Origin of the sequence: Leifsonia sp. CL147 (assembly GCF_900114565.1) — a bacterium.
Lineage (GTDB): Bacteria > Actinomycetota > Actinomycetes > Actinomycetales > Microbacteriaceae > Leifsonia.
In genome coordinates, this window is record NZ_FOTM01000013.1 from 19,736 (window position 1) to 43,825 (window position 24,090).

Genomic DNA, 24,090 nt, shown 5'->3' on the forward strand with positions numbered 1-24,090 from the left:
TGTGTTCAGCCGGGGTCAGCACCAGGGCCGCAGGAACTCGCGGCTGACGTGCTGGTCGTGCTCTCTGTGCCGGAGGAACTCCGCGAGGGGCGAGCCGGGCGCGGGGAGCACATCCTGCTCCACCACGATCCAGCCGTCGTAGCCGAGCTCGTCCATCGCGTTCAGGACGGCCGGCAGGTCGATGTCGCCGCGGCCGAAGGCGACGAAGGCGCCGGAGGACCACACCTCGGTCATCCCGCCGCCCGCTCCGATCACGCTGTTCAGCCGAGCGGTGTCCACGTCCTTCAGATGGAGGTGGTTGATGCGCGGACCCCAGCGACGCACGGCCTCGAGCGGGTCGCCTCCACCGAGCAGCAGATGACCCGTGTCGAGCGTGAGGTCCACGTCCACCAGTTCGAGGAAGCGGTCGATCTCGTCCGGCGCTTCCACGAAGGTGCCGGCGTGATGGTGGAACGTCGGTTCGAATCCGACGGCGCGCACCCTCGATGCGGCGCGCTCTGCGTTCCGGGCGAGCCGCTCCCAGCCGGCGGAATCGAGGCCTCCTCCGGTCCGTTGGAACGATGACTTCCGCTCCGCGGACCCGTGGTCCGCGAGCGTCGGCTTCGGCAGCCGCCCCCGGGACGATGCCGCGGCGTCGCTGAAGACGCGCAGCGCCTCCTCGAGCTCCGGGAGGCTGTCCTCGAACGCCTCATCATCGGAGAACGGCAACTCCACCCATCCCCCGGCCAGCTCGACGCCGAACCTGTCGAGTCGCCGGCGCAGCTCGTCTCCGCGCCCGAGGAAGCCGAGCGGGCCCAGGTCGATGCCGGTGTAACCCGTGCGGACGAGGATCTCCAGCATCTCGTCGGGACCGACGGTCTCGGCGCCCTCCGGCGTCATCTCGAAGACTCCGAAGCTCACCGGCGCGCCGGCCGCATCCGCCTTCATGCCCGATCCCCTCCGCCCAGGAGCGGTCGCTGCGCGGCCCGCTGCTCCTCGTACTCCGCTCGCGCCGCCTGGGTCGAGGGAAGGGTCGACACTTCCGCCACCGGCACATCCCACCATCCCTCGCCGTCGGGCCCGTAGATCAGCGGGTCGCTGTCGATGTGGATCACCGTCGGCCCCTCGGCTGCCTTCGCCTTCCGGATCGCGGAGCCGAGCTCATCCAGAGCCGCAGGTCCCGGCTGGATCTCGATGACGTCCACGCCGTAACTGCGCGCGTTCATCGCCAGGTCGACGGGGAGGACCTGGTCCCCCTGGAAATTACGGGCGCTCGGATCATAGGCGCGGTACTTCGTCCCGAAGCGGCCGGCCCCCACGGTCTCCGAGAGGTGCCCGATGGAGGCGAAGCCGTGGTTCTGGACGATCACGACGATCAGTTTGATGCGCTCCGCGACGGCCGTCACCAGCTCCGAGTGGAGCATCAGGTACGAGCCGTCGCCGACCATGACGATCACATCCCGGTCGTCCCCCGCGGCCAGCAGACCCCGTTTGACTCCGAGACCGCCGGCGACCTCGTAGCCCATGCACGAGAAGGCGTATTCGACGTGATAGCCGAGCGGGTCGCGCACGCGCCAGAGTTTGTGGAGATCCCCGGGAAGGGAGCCTGCGGCCTGCACGATGACATCGCGAGGATCGCTGGCGGCGTGGACGGCCCCGATGATCGCCGGCTGCCCGGGCAGTCCGGTTGCGGCCTGCCCCGTCGCGGCCGGCTTCAGAGCGACGTCGACGATCGCATCCCATCCGGCCTTCTCACTGCGGATGCGCTCGGCATACGCGTCGGCGATGCGGTGCCGTGCCAGTTCCGCCGTCAGAGAGGTGAGCGCCTCGCGGGCATCGGCGACGACCGGCAGCTCCGTTCCGTGCTTGTAGGCGTCGAAGGAGGCCACATTGATGTTCACGAATCGGACGGACGGGTGCTGGAACGCCGTGCGCGAGGCCGTCGTGAAGTCGCTGTAGCGGGTGCCGATGCCGATGACGAGATCCGCCTCCGCGGCGATCCGGTTCGCGGCGGCGGTGCCGGTGGCTCCCACCGCGCCGAGATACTGCGGATGATTCCAGAGCATCGAGCCGCCGCCCGCCTGGGTGGTTCCGACGGGGATTCCCGTCGCCTCGGCGAACGCCCGCAGTGCGTCCTCGGCTCCCGAGTAGATAACGCCGCCTCCGGCCACGATGAACGGCCGCTCCGCAGCGCGGATGGCCGCGACGGCCGCACCCAGAGGATCGCGCTCCGGCAGCGGACGACGGATGCGCCACTCCCGGTCGGCGAGGAATTCGACCGGCACCTCGATGGTCTCGGCCTGCACATCCTCGGGCAGCGCGATGGTGACCGCGCCGGTCTCCGCCGGATCGGTCAGCACGCGCAGTGCCCCGAGTGCGATCGAATACAGCTGCTCCGGACGCTGCACGCGGTCGAAGAAGCGGGACAGCGGCCGGAACGCGTCGTTCACGGTGAGCCCGATGTCGTGCGGCTGCTCCAGCTGTTGCAGCACGGGATCCGCCACCCGCGTCGCGAAAGTGTCGCTCGGCAGCAGCAGCGCCGGGAGCCGGTTCGTCGTCGCCAGCGCCGCGCCCGTGAGCATGTTCGTCGCTCCCGGACCGACGGACGCCGTCGACGCGTAAGTCCCACGGCGGCGATGGATGCGCGCGTAGCCCACCGATTCGTGCACCATGGCCTGCTCGTTCCGGGCCTGGTAATAGGGCATCAGGTCCGGCTGCCGGCTGTTCAGCTGCGCGAGCGCCTGGCCGATGCCGGCCACATTGCCGTGCCCGAAGATGCCGAAGACACCGGGGATGGTGCGCTCGCGATGATCGCCGTCGACCGTCCACTGGTGGGCCAGGAATTCGATGAGCGCCTGGCCCACCGTCAATCGTTTCGTCGCCGCCATCAGCGCGGGCCTTCCTTCTCGCTGGAATAAGGGAGTCGCGGGTCCACTGCTTGCCCGGCCCACGTGCCGCGCACCCACGCATGAGCGGGATCGTCGGAGATCAGCCAGGCCCGCTCCGGGTCGGGACCTGCCATGACGTTCAGGTAGTAGAGGTCGTAGCCGGGGGCCGCGACAGCGGGGCCGTGGTAGCCGAAGGGCACGAGAGCGATGTCGCCGGAGTGCACGAGGCCGTCGATCTCGACCTCGCCTGCCGCCGACGAGTACGCGCTGAAGAGGCCGAACGGCTCCCCCGCCGCCTCCCGGCCTCTCTCGGTCGCCGCCTCGAAGTAGTAGATCTCCTCAAGACGCGATTCGTGGCCCGGGATGGCCTCGTCGTGCTTGTGCGGCGGATAGGACGACCAGTTCCCGGCCGGGGTCACGACCTCGCAGACGATGAGGCGCACCGCATCCAGAGCCCCCGGGACGCCGAAGTTGTGCACTTGGCGGCTGGACTGACCGGCGCCCCGCAGCTCGACCGGCGTCTCGGAGGCCGCCAGGTAGCGGGACGGACGATCCTCGTCGGTGGGCGAGGTGGCCACAGCGACCCGCCCGCGGCCGGTGAGCGTCCCCGTGGACGATGCGCCGAGGTACAGCACGCCGGTCGCGCCGTCGAAGACGCTCGCGCGCCCGGTCAACTCGGTGGTCGCTGCACCCTGCGCTCCGTCGTGCGTGACCGTGAACGAACCGGCGAGGGGAACCACCATCGCCTCGGTCCCCGCGCCGGGGAGGGCGAGTTCGTCGCCGGCTGCAAGCTCGGCTACGCGCAGACCGGTGTGCTGCCAGCCCGGCTCCGACGCATCCACGAAGCTCTCCCATCCGTTTCGGGAGAGCTCACCCCGGCGCCGCAGCCAGTGGTTGTGGTCGGCGGCCATCAGTCGTTCTGCGGGAAGCCGAGGTTGATGCCGCCGTGCGAGGGATCGAGCCACCGGCTGGTGATCGCCTTCTGCTGGGTGAAGAACCGGACGCCTTCGGCGCCGTGCGCCTTCGTGTCGCCGAACAGCGAGTCCTTCCAGCCGCCGAACGAGAAGGTGGCCACCGGGACCGGGATGGGCACGTTGATGCCGATCATCCCGACCTGGATGTCCCGCTGGAAGCGGCGCGCCGCCCCGCCGTCGTTGGTGAAGATGGCCGTGCCGTTGCCGAAGGCGCTGGAGTTGATCAGGTCGACGCCGTCCTCGTAACTGGCGACCCGCACGATGGACAGGACGGGCCCGAAGATCTCCTCGGTGTAGGCGCGGCTGCTGGTCGGAACACGGTCGAGCAGCGTCGGGCCGAGCCAGAAGCCGTTCGCGTCCCCGTCCGGGTTGACCTCGCGGCCATCGGTGACGACGGTCGCACCGTCGTTCGCCGCGATGTCGATGTAGGAGGCGACCTTGTCCCGGTGCTGACGGGTGACCAACGGACCCATGTCGCAGCCGCGGCGACCGTCTCCGACGCGCAGGCCGGAGATCCGCTCGGTGATCTTCTGCACGAGGTCGTCGGCCACCGGTTCGACGGCGACGATGACCGAGATGGCCATGCAGCGCTCGCCCGCCGAGCCGAAACCGGCGTTGATCGCGCTGTCCGCTGTCACGTCGAGATCCGCATCCGGAAGGACGAGCATGTGGTTCTTCGCCCCGCCGAGGGCCTGGACCCGCTTCCCGTGCGCGGTGCCCGTCTCGTAGACGTACTTCGCGATCGGAGTCGACCCGACGAAGCTGACGGCTGCGACCTCGGGGTGCGTCAGCAGACCGTCGACCGCCTCCTTGTCCCCGTTGAGAACGGTGAACACGCCGTCGGGCAGGCCGGCCTCCTTCCAGAGGCGGGCCATCCACAATGCCGCGGACGGGTCCTTCTCGCTCGGCTTGAGGATGACCGCGTTGCCTGCGGCGATCGCAATGGGAAAGAACCACGCGGGGACCATCGCCGGGAAGTTGAACGGCGAGATGATGGCGACCACACCGAGCGGCTGCCGGGTCGAGTAGACGTCGATACCGGTGGAGACCTGTTCGGAGAACTCGCCCTTCAGGTGATGGGCGAGGCCGGTGGCGAACTCCACGACTTCCTGTCCGCGGCTGATCTCGCCCAGCGCGTCCGAGAGCACCTTGCCGTGTTCCGAGGTGATGATCTCGGCGAGCTCGCCCTTGCGGGCATCCAGAAGTTCGCGGAACCGGAAGAGCACGGCTTGGCGCTTGGCCAGCGAGAGGTCCCGCCACGCCGGGAACGCGGCCGCGGCGCTCGCCACCGCGGCGTCGATCTCCGCCCGATCGGCGAGGGCGACCCGTTTGGTCTCGACGCCGAGCGCCGGATCGAACACCGGTGCGGTCCGCCCGCTGCTCGACGGATGCTCGGCACCGTCGATCCAGTGCGGGACGATCGGGAGGTCGCCCTCGGAGGTTCCTGCGGTGACGATGGTCTCGGTGGTGCTCATTGCGATTCCTAACAGTCGGGTTCGAGCCGTTCAGCGGACGGAAGTAACAGTACTGAGGCTGGGGTGCACGAGCCGCGCCGCGGTGTCGACGGCATCGGCGACGTTCCCGTCGGGCGGGTACAGCAGTGTACGGCCGACGGTCAGGCCGCGCACGCCGGGCAGCGTGAGGGCGTCCTCCCAGGCGGCGAACGTCTCCTCGGGGTCCTCCCCGGAATCGCCGCCGAGCAGGACGGTCGGCATGGTCGTCGCCGCCATCACCCGCTCCATGTCGTCGACCACCGGGAGCTTCATCCAGGTGTACGCGCTGCTCGCGCCGAGCCCGGAGGCGATCGCGATGGAGGCGATGACCGAGTCCGGGTCGAGCTGGTTGACGATGCGACCGTCGGCCCAGACGCTCACGAACGGTTCGAGCATGATGGGCAGCCCCGCCCGGCTCGACTCCGTGACGGCGCGCGCCGTGGTCTCGAGGGTGCAGGCCGTCGACGGATCGGACAGGTTGATGCGGATCAGCGCCTTGGCGAAGTCGATCCCCGAGGCGACCATCGTCGGCACGTCGAACCCGGTGTAGCGATCGTCCATTTCGAAGGAGGAGCCGCGCAGGCCGCCGCGGTTCATCGAGCCGACCACGATCTTGTTGTCCAGCAAGCCCAGCAGAGCCAGATCGTCGATGATGTCCGGGGTGCCGAGCACGCCATCCACACCGGGATGGCTCAGCGCGACGGCGAGCCGTTCGAGCAGGCCGTAGCGGTCGGCCATCGCCATCGGATCGTGGCCGACGCCGAGGGAACCGCGAGCGGGGTGATCCGCGGCGATGATGAACAGCCGGCCGTCCCCCTCGAGGAGGGACCGGCGCTGCCGGCTGACCAGGCGCTGACGGATCGCTTCCGGCCGTTCCGCTCGCAACTCCGGCAGGCGGCGGATGAGCGCGGCATCCACGTCGCCGGCCATCAGAGACCCCGGACCAGGAGGGAGTCGACCTCATCGCTCGTCGGCATCGCCGTCGAGCACTCGCGCCGGGTGGCGACGATCGCCCCCGCGACGTTGGCGAACCGTACGACATGCTCCAGGTCCCACCCCACCAGCAGGCCGTGACAGAGGGCGCCGCCGAACGCGTCGCCGGCTCCGAGGCCGTTGACGACCTCCACGGGGAACGGGTCGACCTCGACCGTCTCGTCCCGGGTCTTCGCCAGGACGCCACGCGGACCCTGTTTGACGATCGCCAGCTCCACACCGCGCTCGAGCAGCGCATCCGCCGCCCGCACCGGGTCCGTCTCGCCGACGGCCACCTCGCACTCCTCCCGATTTCCGACCGCGACGGTCATGAACGGAAGGGCCGCCTGGATCTGCTCGCGCGCCGCATCCCTGTCGGCCCAGAACATCGGCCGGTAGTCGAGATCGAGCACTGTGTGGCCTCGGCGGTCCCGCGTGCGGTAGGCGGCGAAGTGCGCGGCCCGGCTCGGTTCCTGGCTCAGTCCCGTGACGGTGGACCAGAGGATCCCGGCATTCACGATCTTCTCGAGCGGAAGGTCGAGGGGCTCGATGTTGAGGTCGGGCGCCTTCGGCTCGCGGTAGAAGTAGAGCGGGAAGTCGTCGGGCGGGAAGATCTCGCAGAACGTCACCGGTGTGTTCAGCGTCGGGTCCGTGCGGACATCCTCGGCGCTGACCCGCAGGCGTTCCAGTTCACGCAGAAGATAGCGGCCGAACGGGTCCGCTCCGACGCGGGAGATGAGTGCGACCGCGTGGCCATGCCGAGCCGCGGCCACGCTGACGTTCGCCGCGCTTCCGCCGAGATACTTGCCGAAAGTGGAGACGTCCTCCAGGCCCACTCCGTCTTGCAGGGGGTAGAGATCGACTCCGAGTCTTCCCATGGCGACGACTTCCGCCGCCTCTGTGCTGGTGCCCACATCTCCCCTAGCGTCTACAGTCATCGATGACCGGTTCGGAACGATGTCCTAACAATAGCACAAGCACCGGCTTCTCCTCCTGCCGAATGCCGTGAGAGGTAATATTGTCGGAACAATCGGTTGATTGTCCACGAAGGGAAGACCATGTCGAACGTCGAGACCGTGTGGCCGGACGAGCTGTTCGCGGATCTCGACCGCAGCGGGCCGATACCGCTGTACTTCCAGATCTCGAGCAGGCTCGAAGAGGCCATCCGCTCCGGATCGATCCCCGCCGGGAGCCGCCTGGAGAACGAGATCGCGATCGGGCATCGCCTCAGCCTCTCGCGGCCGACCGTGCGCCGGGCGATCCAGGAGCTGGTGGACCGCGGTCTGCTCGTGCGACGGCGCGGCATCGGGACGCAGGTGGTGCAGGGACAGGTCACCCGGCCTGTCGAGCTCACCAGCCTGTACGAGGACCTCCGGACGACCAACCACGAGCCGGGCACCAACGTGCTCACCTACGAGATCATCCCCGCCGACGAGGTCGTCGCCGAGCATCTCGCTATCGCACCGGGCGATGAGGTGGTCCACGTGCGCCGGCAGCGGCTCTCGGACGGCACTCCGGTCGCGGTCCTCGAGAACTACCTCCCCGTCGAGTTCGCATACATCACGGCCGCGCAACTGGAGACCCGGGGCCTCTACCAGGCCCTCCGCGCCCGGGGCGTGACCATTCAGATCGCCAAGCAGAAGATCGGCGCCCGGCGCGAGCAGCACGACGAACACGATCTGCTCGACATCGCGAAGGGAAGCCCCGTGCTGACCATGGAACGCATCGCCTACGACAATTCGGGGCGGGCCATCGAATACGGCCAGCACTGCTACCGGCCCGACATGTACAGCTTCGAGACGACGCTCGTCGCGAAGTAGGGACTTCTCACCACGCATCGCTGTGAGCACTTATCCACAGCCGCCTGGGCCTTACTGGGCTTCGCTCTGGCGTGCGGGCTACGATCGGCAGATGATGAGTTGGACGCCCGTGCCGGTCCAGGCTGCTATATACTCGATCTACGTTTATATATAGAAGAGGGAGCAATGAGCCAGACAGCACCCCTCGTCCGCAGCAAGAAGCTGATCGCCTTCCGGGAAGACCAGGTGGCGGCGCTGTCGGCTATCGCGGATGACACCCACTCGAACTTCACCGCCACGGTGCTCGACGCCGTCGACGCCTACATCGCGGCGCACGACAGGACGACGCAGCAGATGGTCGACCGCATCGTGACCGAGAACTCCGGGCTGCTCGAGCGACTTCGGGACGCTTGAGCGTCCGTTACGTGACTCTCGAGGAGTCACTTCTCGTCATCAAGGCGGTACATGGCGGCGAACCGCTCAACTACCTCCGCGACACGGTGCTCCTGAGGTCTGCACTCGAACGGCCGGCAGCCACACTGTTCGGCAGGGATGCCTACCCCGACGTCTACGCCAAGGGCGCTGCTCTCCTGCACTCGATCCTGCGCAATCACGCGCTGCTCGACGGCAACAAGCGGACGGGCTGGATCCTCTGCGTGCTTTTCTTCCAGCTCAATGGCTACGAGGAGCACTACGACGAGGATGCGATGTTCACCGTCGTTCTCGCCATCGCGGCCGGCGAGATCGAGGAAGTGGGCGAGATCGCTCAGCAGCTCTCTGCTTGGTTCACGCCCCGGTAGCTCCTCCGCCTCGGCGTCGGCTGGCGCAACCGGACAAAGGAGCCCGGACGATGGCCGGATCCTTCCTCATCTCAAGGTCGTCTCGACACAGCTATCGACGATGTCACGAGTCGTCACAGTGGAGCCGCCTAAGGGAATCGAACCCTTGACCTTCTCATTACGGATACGCGGTGAAGCGGCCGCCTACTTCGTGGCGTTGGGGTGGTGGGTGTGCACCTGCTCTAGGTAGACGGTCTGCCCGTCGACGTAGAACCAGATTCGGGCGTCACCTTTCAGTGTCGGCTTGTGCTGCCAACGGTCGTGGGCCTTGCCGTCGCGGGTGATGGTCCCTAGCTGTCCGCGGAGCCGGTAGTTGCTTGGCGTTTCAACCTGTGGTGTGTGGGTGAGGAAGTCCCAGGCGTCAGCCAGGGCGTTGCGGGTGGTGGCGCACAGGTCCGTCCACCCGCGCCGCGCCTGCACGGTGGCGAATTCGATGCTGTATTCGCTGCGCTTGGTCGGCCTCGCGACCTTCTTCTCGCGGGCCAACCTACGGTCGCTCCACGTCGACGCCTTGGTCGAGCCATTCGATGGGTTCGGCGCCGAGGCCGGCGGCCACAGCGGTTGCGGTCTCCAGCCAGGAGTTGAGTGCGGCGACGGCAAGGTGCGCTTGCCCTGTGGAGAAGGATGCGCGGGCGGCGGCGAGTAGTTCTCCGGCGCACGCTTCGCGGTCCTCGGTGGTGAGGGCGAGCATCCAGGGCAGCGCGTCGGCCATCCGTTCGCTGAGCGTGCCCCGGGTGTCGGTGGCTACACCGATGAGCGTGCTGGCCAGCTGGAGGAGGCTCTTGCGGGCGGAGGCTTCGCTCTTGGACATGAGCACGAGGTCTTCACCGTCGCGGCGGGTGACCTCGACGGGGTGGACCTCGGCGGCCGCGAACACGCGCGTGGCGTGGCGGCTGAGGTCGGAGGACTGAAAGACCTGTTCGGGCTGGTCGAGGGTGAGCATGCCCCCATGCTAGTTCAGAACTTCTTCTGAATGAAGCCTGCGGTGCGAATGCTCATTCAGGCGCCAGCGGCCACACAGCAAGGAAACACCCCCGGACACAATCTCGGAGGTTTGGTATCGCACCGTCATGCCCCTCCCTATGCAAATGGTGCTCATCAGATCCCTCTGGGTGCGCAGGCGCGCGCACTTATCGCGGAGGCCTTCGCACGTCGGGCGGGGCTGGAACGCGGCAAGTAGCGCACCGTTCCCCCGTGGTGGCGTGCCGTTTCTCGTGAGTAGATCGTGAACCGAGCGTGTTCAGACATAAAGGAATCCCCTAGTTCCGCAGAACTACGGGGATTGTGGAGCCGCCCAAGGGAATCGAACCCTTGACCTTCTCATTACGAGTGAGATGCTCTGCCGACTGAGCTAGGGCGGCGTGGGCCGGGCTTTCGCCCGGCGCACAGTCAGATAGCTTACCCGATCCGTCCCGGTGGTGACGACCACCAACGCTCCGGTCAGTGGACGTGCGTGCCGAGTTCGGCGAGCTGAGCGAACGAACTGCGCAGCCCGTCGGACAGCGGCTCGACGCCGCCGTGGTCCGCCCAGCAGGACCAGGCGTGGCGCATCCCCGCGAGGGCGACGTAGGTGACCAGGCGCGCCCGCTGGTGCAGCGCCTCGGGGTCCTCCGCGAGCACCGGGTCGTCGTGGGAGAGCCGGAGCTGGACCACGCCGCTGAGCGCATCCTCGAACGAGTGCATGCTCGCCATCCGCAGGGCGAACAGCTCCGGGTTGTCCTTCAACAGCGCACGGCGCAGCGTGTGCAGGTGCTGCACGCTCACCGGGCCGATGCTCGCCTCGCCCTCCTGGTCCTCGCCGCCCGCGTCACTGCCGCCTGCGACGCCGCCCATGTCGCCGATGTCGATCGCCGCGATCAGGAGGGTGCAGATGCCCTCGAGGATCGGCTCCGCCGGTCCGGCCTCGACGAAGCGCTCGATGCTCTCCGCGTCCGGGAGCTCGGGCAGCTCGCCGATGATCGCGGACTCCTTCGAGGGGAAGTAGTTGAAGAAGGTTCGCGGCGAGACGTTGGCGACGTGACTGATCTCGTCGATGGTGACGCGGTCGAAACCTCGCTTGCTGGCGAGCTCGACCGCGGCGAGCTGGATCGACCGGCGGGTCGCGATGCGTTTGCGCTCGCGCAGTCCCAGTTCGCTCAGGGTGGAATCGGGGGCCGCAGACACGCTTACGATTATTTCACCCTCTGCAAAATTGCACCACTCGCGCTTCTGAGCTGCAGCCTCCCGCTCAGCACGTCGTGCCCTTCGCAGGAATGGTGCCCTTCACCAGGAAATCGTCGACCGCGCCGTTCACGCACTGGTTCGACTTGTTGTAGGCGGTGTGCCCCTCGCCCTTGTACGTGAGGAGGTGTCCGTTCTGAAGCTCGGACGCGAGGTTCTTCGCCCACACGTAGGGGGTCGCCGGGTCGTTGGTGGTGCCCACGACGAGGATGGGCGCGGAGCCTTTCGCCGAGATCGGGCCGCGGTCACCGGTCGCCTTGTACGGCCAGTTGGCGCATCCGATATCGCCGTAGGCCATGTACGGGCCGATGACGGGAGCCGCCTTCGCGAGCTCGGCTGCCTGCTCACGCATCACGGTGGGATCCGCGTTGTACGTGTAGTCGAGGCAGTTGATGGCGACGAACGCCTCGGTCGAATTGTCCGCGTACGTGCCGTCGGAGTTGCGGTCGTTGTAGGTGTCCGCCAGCTGGAAGGCGACGGACGCGCTCCCCTTCATCACCGAGTCGAAGAGCTTGTCGAGGTAGGACCAGGCGGTGGCGTCGTAGAGGGGGGTGATGATCGCGGTGACCATGGTGTTGGCGCCGAGCTCGCGCCCGTCCGAGTTCCGGATCGGGGACTTCTCCAACGCGGCCAGGAGCTGTCCGACGGTCGTCATGGCGCCGTCGACCGTGCCCTGGAACGGACAACCCTTCTTGGCCAGACAACTGACGAGGTAGGCGCGGAGCGCGCTCTCGAAGCCCTTGGCCTGCACCTCCGTCACGTCGAAGTTGCTGGCCGCCGGATCGAGCGCCCCATCGAGGACCAGCCGGCCGGTCTTCCCCGGATACAGCCCGGCGTACACTGCGCCGAGGTAGGTGCCGTAGGAGTAGCCGAGGTAGTTGAGCTTCGTGTCGCCGAGGACCGCGCGGAGCAGGTCGAGGTCGTGGGCCGCGCTCACCGTGTCCACCTTCGGCAGCGCGGCACCCGTGTTCTGCCGGCAGGCCTGCCCGAAGTCCTTCGCGATGGTCGCGTTCTCAGCGATCCACTGGTCAGACCCGCGCACACCCGGCGTGATCCCGTACAAGTACTCGTCCATCTGCTTGGGGTCGTAGCATTTGACGGCCGTCGAGCGGCCGACTCCGCGCGGATCGAAGCCGACGATGTCGAAATGGTTCTGCAGCTGGGCGTCGGCGACGAAGTCGACCGAGTCCCTCACGAAGTCGAAGCCGGAGGCGCCGGGGCCGCCGGGGTTCGTGAGGAGGGAGCCCTGCTTGGTCCCCTTTGCCTGCTGCCGGATGAGCGCCAGTTCGATCTCGCCGGCTCCGGGGTCGTTCCAGTCGAGCGGTGCACGGGCGGTGGTGCACTGCTTTCCGCTGGCGCAGCTCGTCCAGTGGAGCACCTGGCTGTAGTACGGCTGGAGGGCGGCCGAGACCTTGTCCGGGGCAGGACTGGAGGTGGTGGCCGTCTTGGCGGGCAGGAACCAGGTGACGCACCCGCTGAGGGTCAGCGCGACGACGGCGGCGAGGGCGATGACCGCCGTGCGTACAGCGCGCCTCCGCGCGGGACGGCCGGAGCGGGTGGTCACAGGTCGTTCCCCTTTCGCGCGGTCGCACCGCGCAGGATCGTGGTCAGCATGGCCTCGAGCGCGAGGCCGGGTGCGACGTTGCCCTCGATGCGTTCGCGCGCAGTAGTGACGGCATCCATCGCGGCGAGCGTAGCGGCGGGACTGGTGTGCGCGCTGAGAGCATCCAGCTCCCGCCGGAGCTCCAGGTTCACGAGCTCGCTGTCGCTGCCGAGCTGGATCATCATCACGTCGCGATAGAGCGAGAGAAGGTCGACGAGGATGCGGTCGATGCCGTCGCGGAGGCTGCGCGTCGCCCGTCGCTTCTGGTCCTCCTCGAGCTGCCGGAGCTGCCCGCGCAGGGCCGGCGGGATGGTCCCACCCGGCTCGATGCCGAGCGACCGCAGCGCGTGCTCGCGCTCTTCCGCATCCCGTTCCTCGGTGATCGCCTTGGCATCGGCGCCGGCGATCTCCAGCAGCGTCGCGGCCGCGCGGACGGCGTCGGACACCGAGCGGATGCCGAGCGCCAGTTCCAGCGTCCGCTCGCGCCGCTGACGCGCCTCCTCGTGGGTCGCCAGGCGGTGCGCCATCCCGATGTGGCTCTGCGCGTGGCGGGCGGCACGTTCCGCGGTCTCCGCATCCACCCCATCCCGTCGCTGGATCAGCCGTGCGACGTCGCCGACACTCGGGACGCGGAGCCGCACGGTGCGGACGCGGGAGCGGATGGTCGGGAGCAGGTCGGCTTCGCTGGGGGCGCACAGGATCCAGACGGTCCGCTCCGGCGGCTCCTCGAGCGCCTTCAGCAGCACGTTGGAGGTGCGCTCGGTCATGCGGTCGGCATCCTCGATCACCATCACGCGGTACCGGCCGACGGAGGGCGAGAACTGCGAGCTGGCGACCAGGGAGCGCACTTCGTCGATCGAGATGATGACGCGCTCGGTGCTGAGCACGGCCAGATCGGGATGCGTCCGGGCCTCCACCTGCCGCTGTGCGGCGAGGTCGCCCTCCGGTGTGCCAGGGCTCAGCAGCGCCGTGGCGAAGGCGTACGCCAGGTTGGAGCGGCCGGAGCCGGGCGGCCCGGTGATCAGCCAGGAGTGGGTCATGCCCCGGCCGGGAGCTCCGGCCCCGGCGCCCGCGGCAGAGCCGGCCGCGGCCGCACGGACGACCTCGATCGCCTCGTCCTGCCCCGTGAGCTCGTCCCACACCGTCATGGTGTCCAGGCTAGCTGGCACCGGCGACACCTCGCCCGCGGCTGCCGCCCTGCCCGGAGCGTCGACCAGCATCCTGCCCCGGGAGCGCGGCGGCGCTCAGACGCGCGCCGCGAGACGGTCGCGGATCTCGGCGGCGATCTCCTCCACCGAGCGGGCGGCATCGACCACGAGGAAGCGCTCGGGCTCGCCTGCGGCGAGCTCGAGGTAGGCCGCGCGGACGCGCGCATGGAAGTCGGAGCGTTCGGCTTCCAGCCGGTCGTAGCGGGTGCGGGACGTGTCGAGCCGGGCGCGGGCGGCATCCTCGTCGAGGTCGAGAAGGATGGTGAGGTCGGGCAGGAGTCCCTCTGCCGCCCACAGGGACAGGTCGCGGATCTGCTGGGCGTCGAGGACGCGGCCGGCGCCCTGGTACGCGACCGAGGAGTCGATGTAGCGATCCTGGACGACGACCTCGCCGCGGGCGAGCGCGGGCCGCACCACTGTGGCGATGTGGTGGGCGCGATCGGCTGCGTAGAGGAGGGCCTCGGCGCGCGGCGCGATGTCGCCGCGGTGGTGCAGGACGATCTCGCGGATCTCGACTCCGGCGTCCGTCCCTCCCGGCTCGCGGGTGCGCAGCACCGTGCGTCCGCGGGCAGTCAGCCACTCCTCGAGGTGGGCCGCCTGGGTGGACTTGCCCACACCGTCCCCGCCCTCGAGGGTGATGAAGAGCCCGCCGCTCACTCGGCGGGCTTCTTCGCGGCCGGCTTCTTCGCGGCCGGCTTCTTGGCAGCCGGCTTCTTGGCGGCGGTCGTCCGGGTCGTGGACGCCTTGGCTGTGCCCGCCTTGGCTGTGCTCGACTTAGCTGTGCCCACCTTGGCGGCGGGTGCCTTTCGCGCCGGCTTCTTGGCCGGACCCTTCGCACGCTTGTCGGCCAGCAGCTGCACCGCGCGGGCGAAGTCGACCTCGTCCACGGTCTCTCCCCGCGGGATTGTCGCGTTGGTCTCGCCGTCGGTCACGTAGGCGCCGAAGCGCCCGTCCTTGATCCGGATCGGCTTGCCGCTCACCGGGTCGGCCTCGAACTCCTTGAGCGCGCTGGAGGCACGGCGGTTGCCGTACTTCGGCTGCGCGAACAGCTCGACGGCGCCGGCGAGGTCGACGTCGAAGATGTCGTCCTCGCTCGGCAGCGAGCGGGTGTCCGCGCCCTTCTTCAGGTAGGGCCCGTATCGGCCGTTCTGCGCCTGGATCTCCTCGCCGCTCTCCGGATCGGCCCCGACGACACGCGGCAGCTCGAGGAGCTTGAGCGCGGTCTCGAGGTCGATCGTCGCGAGGTCCATCGACTTGAACAGGGAGGCTGTGCGCGGCTTCGCGGCCGCGGCCTTCTTGGCCGGCTTCGCGGCCTCGACCACCTCGCCGGTCGTGGCGTCGACGGTCGGCTCCTCCTCGGGGTCCGCCTCGGTCACGTACGGACCGAACCGTCCGTCCTTGGCGAGCACGAGCTTGCCGTTCTCCGGGTTGGCGCCGAGCACGCGGTCGGTCTGCACGGGGGCCTCGATGAGTTCGCGCGCCTTGGCCGGAGTGAGCTCGTCGGGCGCAAGCTCCGGCGGGAGGTTCACGCGGCGGGGCTGAGCGTCCGCCGCGGCGTCCGGATCCGTGACTTCGAGGTAGGGACCGTACTTGCCGATGCGGAGGGTCACCCCCTCGTCGATGGCGATCGAGTTGATGCTGCGCGCGTCGATGTCGCCGAGGTTGTCGATGACGCGGCGGAGGCCCTTGTGCTTCTCGCTGCCGAAGTAGAAGCTGTTCAGCCAGTCGACCCGCTCGGCGGCGCCGTCCGCGATGCGGTCGAGGTCGTCCTCCATCTCGGCCGTGAAGTCGTATTCGACCAGATCGCCGAAGTAGTCCTCCAGCAGGCGCACGACCGAGAACGCCACCCAGCTCGGCACGAGGGCCTGCCCGCGCTGCGTCACGTAGCCGCGGTCGATGATCGTCGAGATGATGCTCGCGAAGGTGGATGGGCGCCCAATTCCCAGCTCTTCCAGTGTCTTCACCAGGCTGGCCTCGGTGTAGCGCGGCGGCGGGGTCGTCTCGTGGCCGTCGGCCGCGACATCCTGGACACTCAGCGGCTGCTTCTCGGTCAGCGGAGGCAGCTTGGCCTCGGCGGCGTCCGTGGAGTCGGTCGCATTGCGCTCCTCGTCCCGGCTCTCCTCGTAGGCGTTGAGAAAGCCCCGGAAGGTGATGACGGTGCCGCTCGCGGTGAACTCCGCGACGGTCCCGTCGAGCGGACCTTCCGCCACGCGCGCTGCGACGGTCACGGACGCCGTCTGGCCCTTGGCGTCCGCCATCTGCGAGGCGACCGTGCGCTTCCAGATCAGGTCGTAGAGGCGCAGCTCCGGTCCCCGGAGCGACCGCTCCAGCTCCGCCGGGGTGCGGAACGTCTCGCCGGATGGCCGGATGGCCTCGTGCGCCTCCTGGGCGTTCTTGCTCTTGGAGGCGTACGTGCGCGGCTTGTCCGGGACCGTCTCGGGGCCGTAGAGCTTCGCCGCCTGCGAGCGGGCAGCGTTGGTGGCCTGCTGCGAGAGCGACGCGGAGTCGGTTCGCATATAAGTGATGTAGCCGTTCTCGTAGAGCGACTGCGCCAGGCTCATCGTCTGGCGGGCCGAGAAGCGGAGCTTTCTGGCCGCCTCCTGCTGGAGGGTCGACGTCGTGAACGGTGCCGCCGGTCGCCGCGAGTACGGCTTCGAGTCCACCTTCGCGACCGCGACGGACGTGCTGGGCTGGCGGATGGCCGCTGCCAGCGCTGTCGCGGACCCCTCGTCCAGCGTCCGCGCCGCGGAGGTGAGGCGCCCATGGTCGTCGAAGTCGCGTCCGGTGGCGACCCGGTCGCCGTCGATACGGGCGAGCCGCGCGTCGAAGGAGTTCGCGCCCTCGGGAGCCAGTCGCGCGGTCAGTCCCCAGTACGAGGCGGGGACGAAGGCGAGGCGCTCGCGCTCACGGTCGACCACCAGGCGGGTGGCCGCCGACTGGACGCGCCCGGCCGACAGGCCCGGCCCGACCTTGCGCCACAGCACCGGCGAGACCTCGTACCCGTACAGACGGTCGAGGATGCGCCGGGTCTCCTGAGCGTCGACCAGCGCGGTGTCGATCTCGCGGGTGTTGTCCCGCGCCTTCTCGATCGCCTCGCGGGTGATCTCGTGGAACACCATCCGCTTCACGGGGACTTTGGGTTTCAGCACCTCGACCAGGTGCCAGGCGATGGCCTCGCCCTCGCGGTCCTCATCCGTCGCGAGGAGGAGCTCGTCGGCGTTCTTCAGCGCGCGCTTGAGGTCGGCGACCGTCTTCTTCTTCTGGTCCGACACGACGTAGTACGGCTCGAACTCGTTCTCGACGTCGACCGAGAACTTGCCCAGAGAGCCCTTCTTGAGCTCCGGCGGAAGGTTCTTCGGCTCGATGAGATCGCGGATGTGCCCGACGGAGGCCATGACCTCATAGCCGTCGCCCAGGTATTGGGCGATCGACTTCACCTTGTTCGGAGACTCGACGATCACGAGCTTCTTCGTGCCAGACACCTGACTCCTCTTAATATGCACATTCTGTGTCGCCACAGTTGACTGTGTCGTCCACGACCGGGCGGTCGTGGCGCGCTCCCCGACGTGGCGCGCTCCCCCCGGCGGCGCCGATCCACGATGCGGTGGTCCGTGCGGCCGACAGGCAAACCATACACACCTTCGCCGCTTGTCCACCTAATCCTCCGTCATGACGTTCGCCGTCGGCGCAGACGCTCCGTGCTCCTTCCGGCCGCCCGGCGGCCAAGCAGACCTATGCGGCGCTCGCCCGTGGGAGGACAATGTGGGCATGGCAACGACGACGACGTACACCGCCAAACTGATCGACGGACCCCTGGAAGGAAAGACGGTCTCGACCGACTTCCTGGACTCCGGAGACGCCCGCCCTCGCTTGAAGATCGCGGCTTCCGCGGGATCCAAGCATTATCTCTACGTCCTCGCTTCCGGCGCGGAAGTCGAGTACGCCTCCGAGGACGGCCGGGGAGAGCTTCCGACCGCTGTCTCCTACCGCTATCTCGAGACGGTGTTCGACTGAGGGACGTCCCCGTCGGGCCGCGCTGACGGCGTCTTCTCGGCACACGCTGCGCAGTGCCGAGCGTCACCACCTGCTCTGCCATCATCCCGGCGCCTCCGGCGGTCCCGCGCGCGCCGACGCGGACGCGGCGAGGCCGAGGTACGGCGTCGTGGCGGTGACCGTGACGGTGAGTCCCGCCTGACCGCACGCCTCCACGGTGGCATCGTTCGCCCGCGCGACGGCATCCGCGATCTCGCAAGGGACGCCACCCACGCGCCCAGCAGCCGCGTCCGCCGCGGCGAGCGCCGCCAGATCCGCGGCGGCCGCCGTGCGCGCCCCGGCCGCGCCGGCTCCCGCGAGGGCGAGTCCCCCGGCGGCGACCACCACGACGGCGCACAGGATGCCCAACGCGAGCACGGATCCACTCCCCCGTTCGTCTGAGAGAATCGACCGGATTCCCGCCAGCGTCCCGCTCATCCGCCACCCCCTTCGTCGAGCGCGCAGGCGCGCGCCGTCAACCGAACGCCGAGGCCGCTGAGGACCGTGCCCTCCGGATCCGTCATCCGGACACATACCGTGCCTCCCTCACGTTCGATGGACATGCTCGCTCCGGCAGGTGCGGAGGCACCGCCCGGGTCGTCGCCTCGTCCGGCCAACCGCGCCGCGGCTGCTGCCGCGGCGGTCAGCCCCGCGAAGCGGGCAGCCCCGATCACCGCCCCGACGCACAGCGCAAGACACAACAGCACCGCAGGCAGTGCGACGGCGAACTCTGCGGTCACGCTGCCCCGCTCCCCGTCGGCGCTCATCCGCCCGAGAGCGCACGGTGCACCAGATCGGACAGGATCGCCTTCACCTCGTCGCCCTTCAGCAGGGCCACAAGGAGTCCCGCGAAGCCGACGGCAGCCAGAATCGTGATGGCGTACTCGGCCGTCGCAGCCCCTCGGTCACCGCGGAGCCGCTGGAGGACGCCCCGCACCTTCTCGACCGTGTGATCCATCCGAATCCCCTCTCTTTCGCTGTCGGGTTCTGGCTTCCATCCTTGGACGGGGGCGTCGGTCACGGGGCCGCGGCGCTGAATCTGTGGAGAGGTCATCGGAAGACCGCGGTTGTGGACGACAACAGCGACAGCACGAGCGGCGCGACGGCCAGGAGCAGGAAGCTGGGCAGCACGCACGCCCCGAGAGGAAGCATCAGGCGAACACCGAGAGTCGTCGCCGCTCGACGTGCGTCCGCCCGGGCCACTCGCCGTTGCTGCCGTGCCGCCGCGGTCAGCAGCTCCGCCGCCGGCGCCCCGGCGGACGCCGCCAGGCGGAGCACCCTCTGAGCAGCGCGATCGTCGAGGGGTGGCAGTCCGACCGCCGCGGTCGCTCGCCGCGACGCGTCGAGAGCGGCGCCGGCCGAGGCTCCTCCGGCGAGCCCGATCGCGATCAGTTCCTCTGCCGAGCCGGCCATCGCGGATCGTACGAGGGCGCGCTTCACGAGGGACCGCATCCAGAGACGCCCGCACAGCATGAGGAGCGCTCCCCCGCCGACGGCGATGAGACCCGGCGCCGAGGCCACAGCTCGCACGAGATCGGCACCCAGCGCCACGGACATCGCGGCGCCCGCGAGCGGCAGCCAGGACACGAGCCGGGCGGTGGCGCGCGGTCCGCTGAGCGCGACGTCCGTCTCCCGTTCGGCCTCGGCGACCTCGCGCAGCGTCTCCGCGACCGTCCGCAGGGCATGTCCCAGAGGCGCTCCGGACTGTTCGGCCACCTGCCATGCTGCGGCGATGGCCAGCACCTCGTCCGTGTCCGCTTCCTCGAGGAGTGCCTGCGCGCAGGAGGTCTGCAGCTGCGCCGAGCGCACGACGGCGACGGCGATCGGGTGCACTCCATCGGCGGCCGATGCCTGCCATGCCGATCGAGGCGTCAGTCCTGCGTCCAGCAGAACGGCGAGCGACTCGACCAGCCCTGCCAGTGCGTCGGCGTCGCTTCCCGGCTGCTTCCGCCTTCCGGGCATCACGACCGTTCGATGGCGAGACGTCCGGCCGCATCGAGCCGGAGGCGACCGAAACCGGACAGGCCACGCCGGCCCTCCGCACGCTCGAGATGGATCACGAGCCCGATCGCGCTCACTGCCTGCCGGGCGAGCGCGTACTCGTTCAGCCCGGCCAGCGCGCCGAGCGCCTCCAGCCGAGCCGGCACATCCTCCAGCGAGTTGGCGTGCAGCGTGCCCGCTCCGCCGTCGTGCCCGGTGTTCAGGGCGCCCAGAAGGTCGCGTACCTCCTCGCCACGGCATTCCCCGAGGACGAGCCGGTCCGGTCGCATCCGCAAGGCCTCGCGGACGAGGCGGCGCAGATCCACCCCTCCCGCGCCTTCGAGGTTCGGCTGGCGGGTCTCCAGGCTCACGACGTGCGGATGCGGGATGCGGAGCTCCGCCACGTCCTCGATCACGACGATGCGTTCATCCGGCGGTGCAGCGCCGAGCATGGCGGCGAGGAGCGTCGTCTTGCCGACCCCACCGGCTCCCGTGATGAGCACGTTGGTTCGAGTGCGCACCGCGGTCAGGAGGCGGTCGCGGTCGCTGGACCGCATCCCTCCGCCGGCCACGAGATCATCGAGCCGGGGTTGCTGCCGTGACGGGATGCGGATGGAGAGCAGCGCACCTCCTGTCGAGACAGGCGGCAGAACGGCGTGCACCCGGACGCCACCGCGCAGGCGGACATCCACGAACGGCGTGGCCTCGTCGATATGCCGGCCGCCTGCGGCGATCAGCCGAACGGCCAGTTCGCGCGCGGCCGAGCGATCCGCGCGCCATCCCTCCTCCCGCCGAAGGCCGTCCGGGGGCCCGTCGCTCCAGAGATCTCCTGTTCCCGTTACGAACAGGTCGGTCACACCGGGGCGCAGCAGATAGGGCGCGAGCGGTCCGAAGGTGCGCCAGAGACCGGGCTCCTGGGCGTCGGCGGCTGAATCGTCCGAGGTCATGCCCCGACGCTACGGAACAGCCCCAGCGCCGAACTGGCCCGGCCGGAAACCCGTGGAGAACCGCAGGAACGCGCGCCCTGTGGACGATCGCACCGGATACCGCCGCTGAACACACTGATTCGCGCGTTAAAAGAGGGGGGCCGCACCTATTGGGGGGAACAGGTGCGGCCACTGCGGCGCAGGATTGGGGGGAATCGATTGCGCCGCACGCACGAATTTACATTCGGCCGGGGTCCAGTTTACGCAGAATCGATGCGAACGCAAGTCTCCTGGGGAGGCCCGCCCGCCAGGTTGTAGAGTCAGGCAGTGTCGCGCCACGACCGTTTCGACCGCATCGCAAAGGAGCGAAAAGACTCCCCATGAGCAACACAATCGACAACCTGCTCCACGAAGCCCGGCGTTTCCCCCCCAGCGAGGAGTTCGCCGCCAACGCGGTCGCGGATGCCGGCCTCTACGAGCGGGCAGCCGCGGACCGCCTCGGGTTCTGGGCCGATCAGGCGCGTGAACTCCTCCACTGGCACAGCCCCTTCACCCGCACACTCGACTGGAGCGAACCCCCGTTCGCCAAGTGGTTCGACGACGGCGAGCTCAATGTCGCGTACAACTGCCTCGACCGCCACGTGCTGGCCGGTAACGGCGACCGCGTCGCGATCCACTGGGAGGGAGAGCCCGGCGACACGCGCACCATCACGTACGCAGAGCTCACCGCCGAGGTGAAGAAGGCGGCCAATCTGCTCACGAGCCTCGGCATCCGCGCGGGCGATCGGGTGGCGATCTACCTCCCGATGATCCCGGAGGCCGTGATCGCGATGCTCGCCGTCGCGCGCATCGGCGCGGTGCATTCGGTCGTCTTCGGCGGATTCAGCGCCGAGAGCCTGCGCTCGCGCATCGAGGACGCCGAGGCGAAGCTGGTCATCACCGCCGACGGCGGCTGGCGCAAGGGACGCGTCTTCCCGCTCAAGGACGCCGTGGATGCGGCCCTCGGCGGCGAGGCGACCTCCGTGGAGCATGTGCTCGTGGTCAAGCGCGGCGAGAACGAGGTCAGCTGGACCGAGGGCCGCGACCTGTGGTGGCACGACGAGATCGCCCTCGTCGACGCGGACCACATCGCCCGGGCCTTCCCGGCGGAGCAGCCGCTGTTCATCCTGTACACCTCGGGCACCACCGGCAAGCCGAAGGGCATCCTCCACACCTCGGGCGGCTACCTGACGCAGTCGTCGTTCACTCACAAGGTCGTCTTCGACCTGCATCCCGAGACCGACGTCTACTGGTGCAGTGCCGATGTCGGCTGGATCACGGGGCACACGTACGTCGTCTATGGCCCGCTCGCGAACGGCTCCACCCAGGTGCTGTACGAGGGCACGCCGGACACGCCGCATCCCGCCCGGTGGTGGGAGCTCATCGAGAAGTACAAGGTGTCCATCTTCTACACGGCGCCGACCGCCATCCGGTCGTTCATGAAGCTGGGACGCCAGCATCCCCAGAAGTTCGACCTGTCGAGCCTGCGCGTGCTGGGGTCGGTGGGCGAGCCGATCAACCCCGAGGCGTGGATGTGGTACCGCGAGGTCATCGGCGGAGACGAGACGCCTGTCGTCGACACCTGGTGGCAGACCGAGACGGGCGCCATCATGGTCTCCGCCCTGCCCGGTGTGACGACCTTGAAGCCGGGCAGCGCCCAGGTGCCGCTTCCCGGCATCTCGGTCGACATCCTGGACGAGACGGGCACCCCGGTCGGCAAGGACCAAGGTGGTCTCCTGGTCGTGACCGAGCCGTGGCCGAGCATGCTGCGCGGCATCTGGGGCGACCCGGAGCGCTTCACAGAGACGTACTGGTCGAAGTTCGGCGACAAGTACTTCGCCGGCGACGGCGCGCGCTACGACACCGACGGCGACATCTGGCTGATGGGCCGGGTGGACGATGTGATGAACGTCTCCGGTCACCGCCTGTCGACGGCGGAGATCGAGTCGGCCCTGGTCGCGCATCCCTTCACCGCCGAGGCCGCCGTCGTGGGCGCGAGCGATGAGACGACCGGCCAGGCGGTGGTCGCCTTCGTCATCATCAAGCAGAACCAGCTGGAGCAGGCGAGCGCTCTGGATGTGGCGGCCGAGCTTCGCAAGCACGTCGCCGAGCAGATCGGTGCGATCGCCCGCCCGCGCGACATCTTCATCGTGTCGGAGCTGCCGAAGACGCGCTCCGGCAAGATCATGCGCCGGCTGCTGAGGGATGTGGCGGAGGGTCGCGAGGTCGGCGACACCACCACACTCGCCGACACGGCCGTGATGAGCTCGATCCAGGCGAAACTGTCCTGAATCCGCCTCCCACCGCCCACCACCCACCATCGAGTCCGCATCGATTGCACGCGACACGCCGGCTGAGCGTGCACTCTTCGTGTACTCGATGGTGGGCGGAGGGTGCGCAGGGGTCAGTCGACCGCGAGCACCAGCTCCACCTCGACCGGGGAGTCGAGCGGCAGGACAGCGACGCCCACGGCGGAGCGCGCGTGCACTCCCGCCTCGCCGAAGATCTCGCCGAGCACCTCGGACGCGCCGTTGATGACGCCCGGCTGGCCGGTGAAGGCAGGGTCGGATGCGACGAACCCGACGACCTTCACCACCCGCCGCACCCGGTCGAGGGATCCCAGCACGCTCTTCGCTGCGGCGAGGGCGTTCAGCGCGCAGGTCCGGGCGTATTCCTTGGCGTTCGCCGGCGGAACCAGGCCGTGCCCTTCGCCGACCTTGCCGGTGGCGGGAAGCGCGCCGGAGACCATCGGCAACTGCCCGGACGTGTAGACGTAGCCGCCGTCGAGGACGGCCGGCGTGTAGGCGGCGACGGGCGGGACGACGTCCGGCAGGTCGATCCCGAGCTGTGCGAGACGTGCCTCGATGTCCGCCATCAGGCCTGCTCCTCATCCTGCAGCGGCCGCTTGAGGTAGGCGACGAGGCCGCCCTCCGGCCCGGTCACGACCTGGACCAGTTCCCATCCGTCCGAGCCCCAGTTGTTCAGGATCGCTGCGGTGTTGTGGATCATCAGCGGGGTGGTCAGGTATTCCCAGCGCGGCATCGTACTCCTCGGTTCGGGGGGTTTTGCAGGTTCATCGCCTACCCTGATCCTATGTCTGCGCAAAAACCACAGGCTAGAGGTGTGCTCGGCGCTGCC

General features: G+C 69.0%; 25 protein-coding genes and 1 tRNA gene. 5 read left to right on the plus strand and 21 right to left on the minus strand.

The annotated features are described in order from the left end of the window. Window positions 1-15: 15 nt before the first annotated feature. Genes BM287_RS11845 through iolC form a run of 6 tightly spaced genes read right to left on the minus strand, consistent with a single transcriptional unit; the run spans window position 16 to window position 7,244 of the window. On the minus strand, window positions 16-927 hold the full coding sequence (locus BM287_RS11845; protein ID WP_090039969.1) for a sugar phosphate isomerase/epimerase family protein: 912 nt from the start codon (window positions 925-927) through the stop codon (window positions 16-18). After that, on the minus strand, window positions 924-2,867 hold the full coding sequence (gene iolD / locus BM287_RS11850; protein ID WP_090039966.1) for a 3D-(3,5/4)-trihydroxycyclohexane-1,2-dione acylhydrolase (decyclizing): 1,944 nt from the start codon (window positions 2,865-2,867) through the stop codon (window positions 924-926). The genes BM287_RS11845 and iolD overlap by 4 nt, the downstream gene beginning before the upstream one ends. Then, window positions 2,867-3,778, minus strand: coding sequence for a 5-deoxy-glucuronate isomerase (gene iolB, locus BM287_RS11855; RefSeq protein ID WP_090039964.1), 912 nt, complete (start codon window positions 3,776-3,778; stop codon window positions 2,867-2,869). The genes iolD and iolB overlap by 1 nt, the downstream gene beginning before the upstream one ends. Continuing rightward, window positions 3,778-5,316 carry a CoA-acylating methylmalonate-semialdehyde dehydrogenase gene (locus BM287_RS11860; protein WP_090039961.1) on the minus strand — a complete coding sequence of 513 codons (1,539 nt, stop codon included), beginning with the start codon at window positions 5,314-5,316 and terminating at the stop codon, window positions 3,778-3,780. Before BM287_RS11860 ends, iolB begins: the two co-directional genes overlap by 1 nt. Window positions 5,317-5,346: 30 nt before the next feature. Beyond that, window positions 5,347-6,264 carry a class I fructose-bisphosphate aldolase gene (locus BM287_RS11865; RefSeq protein WP_090039959.1) on the minus strand — a complete coding sequence of 306 codons (918 nt, stop codon included), beginning with the start codon at window positions 6,262-6,264 and terminating at the stop codon, window positions 5,347-5,349. Beyond that, window positions 6,264-7,244: a 5-dehydro-2-deoxygluconokinase gene (iolC, locus tag BM287_RS11870; protein ID WP_090039957.1), complete on the minus strand. Its 981-nt coding sequence runs from the start codon at window positions 7,242-7,244 to the stop codon at window positions 6,264-6,266. The genes BM287_RS11865 and iolC overlap by 1 nt, the downstream gene beginning before the upstream one ends. Before the next feature lie 120 nt (window positions 7,245-7,364). Between iolC and BM287_RS11875 the strand changes: the two genes are divergently transcribed. From BM287_RS11875 to BM287_RS11885, 3 genes are all read left to right on the plus strand, one after another. Further along, on the plus strand, window positions 7,365-8,126 hold the full coding sequence (locus tag BM287_RS11875; protein ID WP_090039955.1) for a GntR family transcriptional regulator: 762 nt from the start codon (window positions 7,365-7,367) through the stop codon (window positions 8,124-8,126). Window positions 8,127-8,291: 165 nt separating this feature from the next. Beyond that, window positions 8,292-8,519 carry a hypothetical protein gene (locus tag BM287_RS11880; RefSeq protein WP_090039953.1) on the plus strand — a complete coding sequence of 76 codons (228 nt, stop codon included), beginning with the start codon at window positions 8,292-8,294 and terminating at the stop codon, window positions 8,517-8,519. 11 nt (window positions 8,520-8,530) lie between these two features. Beyond that, window positions 8,531-8,905 carry a type II toxin-antitoxin system death-on-curing family toxin gene (locus tag BM287_RS11885; RefSeq protein WP_170857532.1) on the plus strand — a complete coding sequence of 125 codons (375 nt, stop codon included), beginning with the start codon at window positions 8,531-8,533 and terminating at the stop codon, window positions 8,903-8,905. A 183-nt stretch (window positions 8,906-9,088) separates the two neighbouring features. Here the strand turns inward: BM287_RS11885 and BM287_RS11890 are convergent, their stop codons facing one another. From BM287_RS11890 to topA, 8 genes are all read right to left on the minus strand, one after another. Beyond that, complete coding sequence (locus tag BM287_RS11890) at window positions 9,089-9,430, minus strand: hypothetical protein (protein WP_090039945.1); 342 nt, start codon at window positions 9,428-9,430, stop codon at window positions 9,089-9,091. A gap of 1 nt (window position 9,431) precedes the next feature. Beyond that, the gene (locus BM287_RS11895; protein WP_090039942.1) at window positions 9,432-9,887 is read right to left on the minus strand and encodes a prevent-host-death protein; all 456 of its coding nucleotides are present in this window, start codon (window positions 9,885-9,887) and stop codon (window positions 9,432-9,434) included. Between the two features lie 342 nt (window positions 9,888-10,229). Then, a tRNA-Thr gene (locus BM287_RS11900) sits at window positions 10,230-10,305 on the minus strand. 79 nt (window positions 10,306-10,384) lie between these two features. Then, a complete protein-coding gene (locus tag BM287_RS11905; protein ID WP_090039940.1) occupies window positions 10,385-11,107 on the minus strand; it encodes a TetR family transcriptional regulator in 723 nt (240 codons plus the stop codon). Window positions 11,108-11,171: 64 nt separating this feature from the next. Continuing rightward, window positions 11,172-12,728, minus strand: coding sequence for an alpha/beta hydrolase (locus BM287_RS11910; RefSeq protein ID WP_090039937.1), 1,557 nt, complete (start codon window positions 12,726-12,728; stop codon window positions 11,172-11,174). Continuing rightward, a complete protein-coding gene (locus tag BM287_RS11915) occupies window positions 12,725-13,915 on the minus strand; it encodes a DNA polymerase III subunit delta' (protein WP_090039934.1) in 1,191 nt (396 codons plus the stop codon). The genes BM287_RS11910 and BM287_RS11915 overlap by 4 nt, the downstream gene beginning before the upstream one ends. A gap of 96 nt (window positions 13,916-14,011) precedes the next feature. Beyond that, entirely contained in the window at window positions 14,012-14,632 is a 621-nt protein-coding gene (gene tmk, locus BM287_RS11920) for a dTMP kinase (RefSeq protein WP_090039932.1), read from the minus strand. Beyond that, window positions 14,629-17,457 carry a type I DNA topoisomerase gene (gene topA / locus BM287_RS11925; protein ID WP_090039929.1) on the minus strand — a complete coding sequence of 943 codons (2,829 nt, stop codon included), beginning with the start codon at window positions 17,455-17,457 and terminating at the stop codon, window positions 14,629-14,631. The genes tmk and topA overlap by 4 nt, the downstream gene beginning before the upstream one ends. Window positions 17,458-17,743: 286 nt before the next feature. Between topA and BM287_RS11930 the strand changes: the two genes are divergently transcribed. Continuing rightward, window positions 17,744-17,989, plus strand: a complete 246-nt coding sequence (locus BM287_RS11930) for a hypothetical protein (protein ID WP_090039927.1) — start codon at window positions 17,744-17,746, stop codon at window positions 17,987-17,989. An 81-nt stretch (window positions 17,990-18,070) separates the two neighbouring features. On the opposite strand, the gene BM287_RS11935 is transcribed toward BM287_RS11930, so the two are convergent. The 5 genes from BM287_RS11935 to BM287_RS11955 all read right to left on the minus strand — a co-directional run bounded on the left by BM287_RS11935 (window position 18,071) and on the right by BM287_RS11955 (window position 20,934). After that, entirely contained in the window at window positions 18,071-18,445 is a 375-nt protein-coding gene (locus tag BM287_RS11935) for an Rv3654c family TadE-like protein (protein ID WP_090039925.1), read from the minus strand. Further along, window positions 18,442-18,747 (minus strand): TadE family type IV pilus minor pilin, encoded by a 306-nt coding sequence (locus tag BM287_RS11940; RefSeq protein WP_244528198.1) that lies wholly within the window; start codon window positions 18,745-18,747, stop codon window positions 18,442-18,444. Before BM287_RS11940 ends, BM287_RS11935 begins: the two co-directional genes overlap by 4 nt. A gap of 23 nt (window positions 18,748-18,770) precedes the next feature. Next, entirely contained in the window at window positions 18,771-18,965 is a 195-nt protein-coding gene (locus tag BM287_RS11945; RefSeq protein WP_090039920.1) for a DUF4244 domain-containing protein, read from the minus strand. A 92-nt stretch (window positions 18,966-19,057) separates the two neighbouring features. After that, complete coding sequence (locus BM287_RS11950; RefSeq protein WP_139230664.1) at window positions 19,058-19,969, minus strand: type II secretion system F family protein; 912 nt, start codon at window positions 19,967-19,969, stop codon at window positions 19,058-19,060. Further along, entirely contained in the window at window positions 19,969-20,934 is a 966-nt protein-coding gene (locus BM287_RS11955; protein ID WP_090039918.1) for a TadA family conjugal transfer-associated ATPase, read from the minus strand. The genes BM287_RS11950 and BM287_RS11955 overlap by 1 nt, the downstream gene beginning before the upstream one ends. 359 nt (window positions 20,935-21,293) lie before the next feature. On the opposite strand from BM287_RS11955, the gene acs reads away from it, so the two are divergent. Further along, window positions 21,294-23,243 (plus strand): acetate--CoA ligase, encoded by a 1,950-nt coding sequence (gene acs / locus BM287_RS11960; protein ID WP_090039915.1) that lies wholly within the window; start codon window positions 21,294-21,296, stop codon window positions 23,241-23,243. Between the two features lie 113 nt (window positions 23,244-23,356). Here acs and BM287_RS11965 read toward each other — a convergent pair whose 3' ends face one another. Together BM287_RS11965 and BM287_RS17860 are read right to left on the minus strand one after the other, a co-directional pair. Continuing rightward, window positions 23,357-23,827: a RidA family protein gene (locus BM287_RS11965; protein WP_090039912.1), complete on the minus strand. Its 471-nt coding sequence runs from the start codon at window positions 23,825-23,827 to the stop codon at window positions 23,357-23,359. Beyond that, entirely contained in the window at window positions 23,827-23,994 is a 168-nt protein-coding gene (locus tag BM287_RS17860; RefSeq protein ID WP_170857533.1) for a Sp36 family protein, read from the minus strand. Before BM287_RS17860 ends, BM287_RS11965 begins: the two co-directional genes overlap by 1 nt. Window positions 23,995-24,090: the final 96 nt, after the last annotated feature.